At 71.7% G+C, this 5685-nt stretch carries 5 protein-coding genes; 2 read left to right on the top strand and 3 right to left on the bottom strand.

The features are described from left to right. Positions 1 to 309, bottom strand: a 309-nt coding sequence (locus AB0O00_RS27790; RefSeq protein ID WP_363656280.1) for a hypothetical protein, incomplete at its 3' end; no start/stop codon positions are given. 166 nt (positions 310 to 475) lie between these two features. Here AB0O00_RS27790 and AB0O00_RS27785 point away from each other — a divergent pair. Both AB0O00_RS27785 and AB0O00_RS27780 read left to right on the top strand, forming a co-directional pair. Then, positions 476 to 1789, top strand: a complete 1314-nt coding sequence (locus tag AB0O00_RS27785) for an MFS transporter (protein WP_363656278.1) — start codon at positions 476 to 478, stop codon at positions 1787 to 1789. A 117-nt stretch (positions 1790 to 1906) separates the two neighbouring features. Beyond that, positions 1907 to 2647, top strand: a complete 741-nt coding sequence (locus tag AB0O00_RS27780; protein WP_363656282.1) for a class I SAM-dependent methyltransferase — start codon at positions 1907 to 1909, stop codon at positions 2645 to 2647. Between the two features lie 60 nt (positions 2648 to 2707). Here AB0O00_RS27780 and AB0O00_RS27775 read toward each other — a convergent pair whose 3' ends face one another. Together AB0O00_RS27775 and AB0O00_RS27770 are read right to left on the bottom strand one after the other, a co-directional pair. Further along, positions 2708 to 4183 (bottom strand): peptidoglycan DD-metalloendopeptidase family protein, encoded by a 1476-nt coding sequence (locus AB0O00_RS27775; RefSeq protein WP_363656276.1) that lies wholly within the window; start codon positions 4181 to 4183, stop codon positions 2708 to 2710. Positions 4184 to 4233: 50 nt separating this feature from the next. Further along, entirely contained in the window at positions 4234 to 5223 is a 990-nt protein-coding gene (locus tag AB0O00_RS27770) for an esterase family protein (protein ID WP_363656274.1), read from the bottom strand. Positions 5224 to 5685: the final 462 nt, after the last annotated feature.

The following is a 5685-nucleotide window of genomic DNA, read 5'->3' as shown; positions in this document are numbered from 1 at the left end:
GAGGAGTCCCACGGGGCGGGCTTTGTTGTTGAGGCGGCGGGGGGCGGTGTCGGCGCTGTGGGGGAGGCCCCGGGCACGGCCGGCCGGACCCTGGCCGGCGTTGGTCCGGTCGGTCACCAGCCGGTCGATCGCGGCGGAGAGCTCGCGGCTGGGCCTGGGCGACTCCTTGACGTACTGCGTCGGGTAGACGAACAGGTGGGCCGGTTCCGGCCCGGGGCTGGACCTCAGCCACCAGGCGAGCCCGCCCGCCGCCAGTCCCAGCACCGTGATCAGTACTACCAGTCTGCTCGGCTTGGACCACCGCCGCATGATCGACCCCCCGTCGTCCGGCGCTGCTGCCCCACGTTGAGGATGTAGCCCAGCTAAAAGGTCATGAAGATCTTTTCGCTTGTGCTGTCGAATCGCCCCGGGCAGCGTTCCTTCCATGAGAACTGTAAGCCTGGAGCGCCCTCATGGGGATGGCCGTCGTCGAACGATGGCCACGCAGCCCCAATCCCCATGGCAGGTACCGGACTTCCGTACCCTCTTCGCGGCGACCACGCTCAGCCAGCTCGCCACCAACGTCAGCTACGTCGCCGTCCCGCTCATCGCCGTCTCCGCCCTCGACGCGACTCCGGCCCAGGCCGGTCTGCTCGGGGCGCTGGGCACGGCCGCCTTCCTCCTCATCGGCCTGCCCGCCGGGGCGTGGGTGGACCGGCTGCGCCACCGCAGGGTGCTGATCGCCGCCGATCTGGCCCGCGCGCTGCTCTTCGCATCCGTGCCGCTCGCATGGTGGCAACACGCGCTCACGCTCTGGCAGTTGGACTCGGTCGTGCTCGCGAACGGCGTCGCCACCGTCTTCTTCGACATCGGCTCGCAGAGCGTGCTGCCGCAACTCGTCGGCCGGGATGGGCTCGTCCGCGCCAATGCCGCCGTCGTGAGCCTCATCGCCCTCGGCAACGTCGCCGGGCGCGGCGCGGGCGGCGGGCTGGTCCAGGTGCTGACGGCCCCGGCGGCCGTCGCGGCCACGGCCCTCTGCTACCTCGCCTCCGCCGTCCAACTCACCGCGCTGCGCCGCACTCCGGCCTCCCCGGCCCCCGGGCGGCCCGACCGGCTGCGCACCCAGATCGCGGAAGGCCTGCGCCACGTCTTCGGCAACCCGGAGCTCCGCGCCCTCGCACTCACCGCGACCCTCGCCAACCTGGGCTCGCAGATCGTCAACACCACGCTCCCGATCCTCTTCCTGCGCGAACTCGGCCTGTCCGCAGGCGCCCTGGGCCTGTTCTGGGCCACGGGCGGGGCCGGCCTCCTGCTCGGCGCCCGCTGCGCCCGCCCGCTCGCCGCCCGGCTCGGCCATGGCCGCACCCTCGCACTGGCCGGTCTCTGCCTGTCACCGACCGGCCTCCTGGTGCCCCTGATCGGCCACGGTGCCTGGCTCTGGCTCGCCGGGTGCGGCTGGCTCCTGGCCATGCTCAAGATCGGCATGGACAACGTGCTCGGCGTCAGCCTGCGCCAGCGCATGACTCCCGACCCCCTCCTCGGCCGGATGAACGCCACCTTCCGCTTCCTGCTGACGGGAGCCCTCGCCGTCGGCTCCGCGATCGCCGGTGCGATCGGCCAGGTCGGCGGCCTGCACCTCGCCCTGTGGACGGGCGGCGCTCTGATTGCGACGGCCTTCCTGCCGGTCTTCCTCTCCCCGCTGCGCCGCCGCCGCGAACTCCCGCCCCAGTCCACCCGAACGGCCGCTCGCAGCGCGCCCGGACCGTCCACCAGCCGTCCGGCGCGAACGCCACGAGAACGTCGGCTGTAGCTGCGGCATATTTGTGGTTTCCGCCAGTACGACGCTTCGGCGGCCGGGCGCGAGACTTCCCATCAGGAGCTCCGGCCTGCACGGAAGGCCGAGGCCCTGCGAAAGACGGGGAGCATGATGACCGGTCAGCTGTACGACGAGATCGGTGAGGCCTTCGAGGGCTTCAAGACCCTTCCGCTGACGCGTTACGGGGAGGTGCCCGGTTTCCTCGCCCTGGTGGGCGACGTGACCGGCAAGTCGATCCTGGACCTGGCCTCCGGGACCGGCTTCTACAGCCGGGAGTTCAAGCGCAGGGGCGCATCCCGCGTCCTCGGCGTCGACATCTCCTCCGAGATGGTCGGCGCGGCCCGGGCGCTGGAGGACAAGGACCCGCTCGGGGTGGACTACGAGGTCGGCGACGTCGCCGAACTGCCCGTCTACGAGGAGCGTTTCGACCTCGCGGTCGCGGTCCAGTGTTTCAACTACGCCGACCAGGTCGCCACCATCGAGCGGATGTGCCGCAACATCCACCGGAGCCTCGTGGACGGGGCCGAGTTCTTCGTCTTCACGCAGAACCCGGACTTCCGGTTCGACGGGCCGTCCCTGGCCAAGTACGGCTTCCTGTGCGAGTCGCTCGGGGAGGAGACCGAGATCGGGCCGCGCGAGCGGCTCACCGCGCTCCTCGACCCGCCGATCTCGTTCGTCGCGAACCCGCCCCGCCGCGAGGTCCTGGAGAACTCCCTGCGGGCGGCCGGATTCACCGAGATCACCTGGGTGCCCATGGAGATCTCCGAGGCGGGTGTGCGCGAGTACGGCGAGGAGTTCTGGGCCGACTACGTCGCCAACCCGCCGCTGACGATGCTGCGCTGCCGCGCCTGACGCTGCGCCCCGAGGCGCCCGGCCCCGGCCCGACCGGGGACCGGGCGCGTCGAGAGGTCGTCAGCCGACGGCGGGGCCGGCGGTGGTGTTGAGCCAGGCCCAGTCGGACCAAGTGGCGAAGCCGGTCTGCCATTTGTGGTAGACGCCGGCGCTGCTGGTACCGAACACCTCGATGCGGCCGTCGGCGTTGGCCGCCGCCGTGATCTCGGTGCCCGCGCCGCCGAAGGCGACCCACTTGTCGTACGGGGCGTTGACGGCGGTCTGCCAGAGGTGCTGCGCGGTGGTGCCGTTGATGGCGAACACCTCGACGCGGCCGTCCGGCGAGCGCTCGCTGGTCAGTTGGGAGTCGGCCGGGCCGCCCGCGGCTTCCCAGTCGGACCAAGTGGTCGGGTTCGTCTGGTACTTGTGGAAGACGCCGGTGGGGCCGGAGGCGAAGACTTCGAGGCGGCCGTCCTGGTTGTGGTCGACGGTGAGGTCGTGTCCGCCTCCGCCGAAGGTCTCCCAGGCGGACCAGGCGCCGTTGGCGGCGGTCTGCCACTGGTGCTGGAAGGTGGTGCCGTTGAGGGCGAAGACTTCGAGTCGCCCGTCGGGGGACTTGCCGAGTCCGATCTCGCTGTTGGCGGGGCCGCCGCCGGCCGATTCCCACTCGGACCAACCGCTGTTGGGCGCGCTCTGGTACCGGTGGAAGACGCCGACCGGGCCGGAGGCGAAGACTTCGAGCCTGCCGTCCTTGTTGGCGCCGACCGCGAGGTTGTGTCCGCCGCTGCCGAAGTTCTCCCAGCCGGACCACGTTCCCGACGGCTGGAGTTGGTAACGGTGTTGGAGCGTACTGCCGTTGAGGGCGAACATCTCCAGCCGTCCGTCCGCGTCCGCGCCGATCGCCAACTGTGAACCGCCGGGGCCGCCGAGCGACTCCCAGTCGGACCAGGCGCCGCTGACCGCCTTCTGCCAGGCGTGCGAGACGCCGTTCGCACCGGCCGCGAACACCTCAAGGCGGCCGTCCGCCGAACGCGCCGAGACCACCCGTCCGGACTGCGCCGGGTACGCCACGGGAGCGGGGCGCGGCCCGGTGCCCGGGGTGCAGGGCACCGAGATGCCGCGCTCCGCGAGGTAGGGGATCGGGTCGGTGCGGACGGTCCCGTTCGCGTCGGCCCAGACCCGCAGGTGGAGGTGCGGGCCGCTGGACTGGCCCTCGCTGCCCATCAGGGCGATCCGCTGGCCGGCCGTCACGTGGTCGCCGGTGGCCACGTCCCGCTGCTTCATGTGCCCGTACTCGGTGATGGTGCCGTCCGGGTGCAGGATGCGGATCCACTGGCCGTAGCCCTGCGCGGGGCCGGAGGCCGTCACCTCGCCGTCGCCGACGGCGTAGATCGGGGTGCCGTAGTCGTTGGCGATGTCGATGCCGTTGTGCTCGGGGGAGTAGCCCTGGGAGAGGTAGCCGGCGGCCGGGCAGGAGGCGGCGAAACCGGCGACGGCGGCGGTGGCGGTGGGGGAGACCGGCGCGGCGACCGGCAGCAGCAGGGCGGCTGCGGCCACGGCCGGTCGCGAAGCGCGCCGGAGCAGGGAGGACAGCACCGGAGCCGCCCTCACGCCTTGCGCAGGCGGTCGATGATGCCGTCCAGGTCCTGCCGGAACATGTCCGGCCGGATCTCGTGGCCGCCGGGCACCTCACGCGCGTCGTACGGGATGCCCGCCCGGTCGAGCAGGGAGCGGAACTCGCGCTGCCCGGCGAGGACCTGGGTCTCGTTGACGGTGCTGAACCAGTCGACGGGGTTCGGGCTGGTGCCGGCCACCAGGAAGACGCGCTTGTTGCGGTAGCTCTCGATGCGCTCCACCGGGTTGTCGGCGGTCACCCGCGCCTGGTCCCAGAACGGCACGCCGTAGACGGTCCCGCCGTTCAGGTCCAGCGCGGCGGAGGAGGCGTTGGCCCAGTGCGCCACTAGGCCGCCGTCCCGGCGCAGGCTGGCCGGGCCCGAGTGGGCGCTGACCGAGGCGAAGTGGCCGTAGTACTTGGCAGCGTACTTCAGCGCGCCGAAGCCGCCCATCGAGAACCCGGCCACGGCGCGGCCGTCGTACTCGGCGTAGGTGCGGAAGTTGGCCTCGACCCAGGGCAGCAGCTGGTTGATGTGGAACTCCTCCCAGTTGCGCGGGCCCACGTTGGAGCTGACCGGGTTGGAGTACCAGCCGGCGTGGCCGCCGTCGGGCATCACCACGATGATCGGCTTGCCGGCGGTCCAGTCGCGGACGCCCGCCCGGTCGAAGGTGATGAAGTCCTGGTCGGTGCCGCCGCCGTGGAACAGGTACAGCACCGGGTACGTGCGGCCGCTCCACTGGTAGTCGTCCGGCAGCAGCACGTTCACGCCGGGGTTCCAGCCGATCGCCGCGGTGCGGAAGCGGTAGTACCACATCCGCGGGTCGCTCTCGTTGCGGTCCACGATGCTCAGGCCGAAGCCGTCGCCGGCCGCCGCCGCGGGACCCGCCGAGGCCAGCGAGCCGGCGGCGCCCAGCGCCAGTGCGGCGCCGAGCCCGCCGCCGGTCCTGAGGATGCTCCTGCGGGTGGGGTGGTGGGCGGTCAACGTGGCCTCCAGGGAACGCGCGGGACGGCGGCCCGTCCGGACCGCCCGGTGGTCGAGCGGTTGGGACGGTAGTCACGCGCCGCACGGCGCGGAACCCGGAACGATCCGGACTGACGGCAGAGGCCTGGTCACCGAGACTGGTGCCTTTGGCCCCGAGGCGCGGCAACGAGCGGCGCGCACCTCTGGCCGCGGAGGCATGGCGGCTGCTAGACAGCCACCATGCTGTTTCTGGGGGTGGTGAACTGCTGCGGATTGAGGTCGTTTGGTGCGCTTGGGTGTCCATGAGTTTGTTTTCGATCGAGGCTTGTTGGGTGGATGAGGCGACTGTCAGTGGCGTGTGCCAGGGTGGTGGCACGGGTTGGGAGGGGGTTGGCGTGGCTGGGTCACAGAGGAAGACGCTGCGGCGGATCGACGCGCCGTTCGTTTCCCTTGGGCCGTCGGGTGTGTCGGTCCGTGACCGGC

Source organism: Kitasatospora sp. NPDC093558, assembly GCF_040683475.1.
In the GTDB taxonomy this organism is placed as follows: Bacteria; Actinomycetota; Actinomycetes; order Streptomycetales; family Streptomycetaceae; genus Kitasatospora.
This window is presented reverse-complemented; position numbering and strand designations above follow the sequence as displayed.

Excerpts from the sequence above, each read along its gene's own strand:
- AB0O00_RS27780 (WP_363656282.1), top strand. The coding sequence starts at position 1,907 with ATGACCGGTCAGCTGTACGACGAGATCGGTGAGGCCTTCGAGGGCTTC.
- AB0O00_RS27785 (WP_363656278.1), top strand. The coding sequence starts at position 476 with ATGGCCACGCAGCCCCAATCCCCATGGCAGGTACCGGACTTCCGTACC.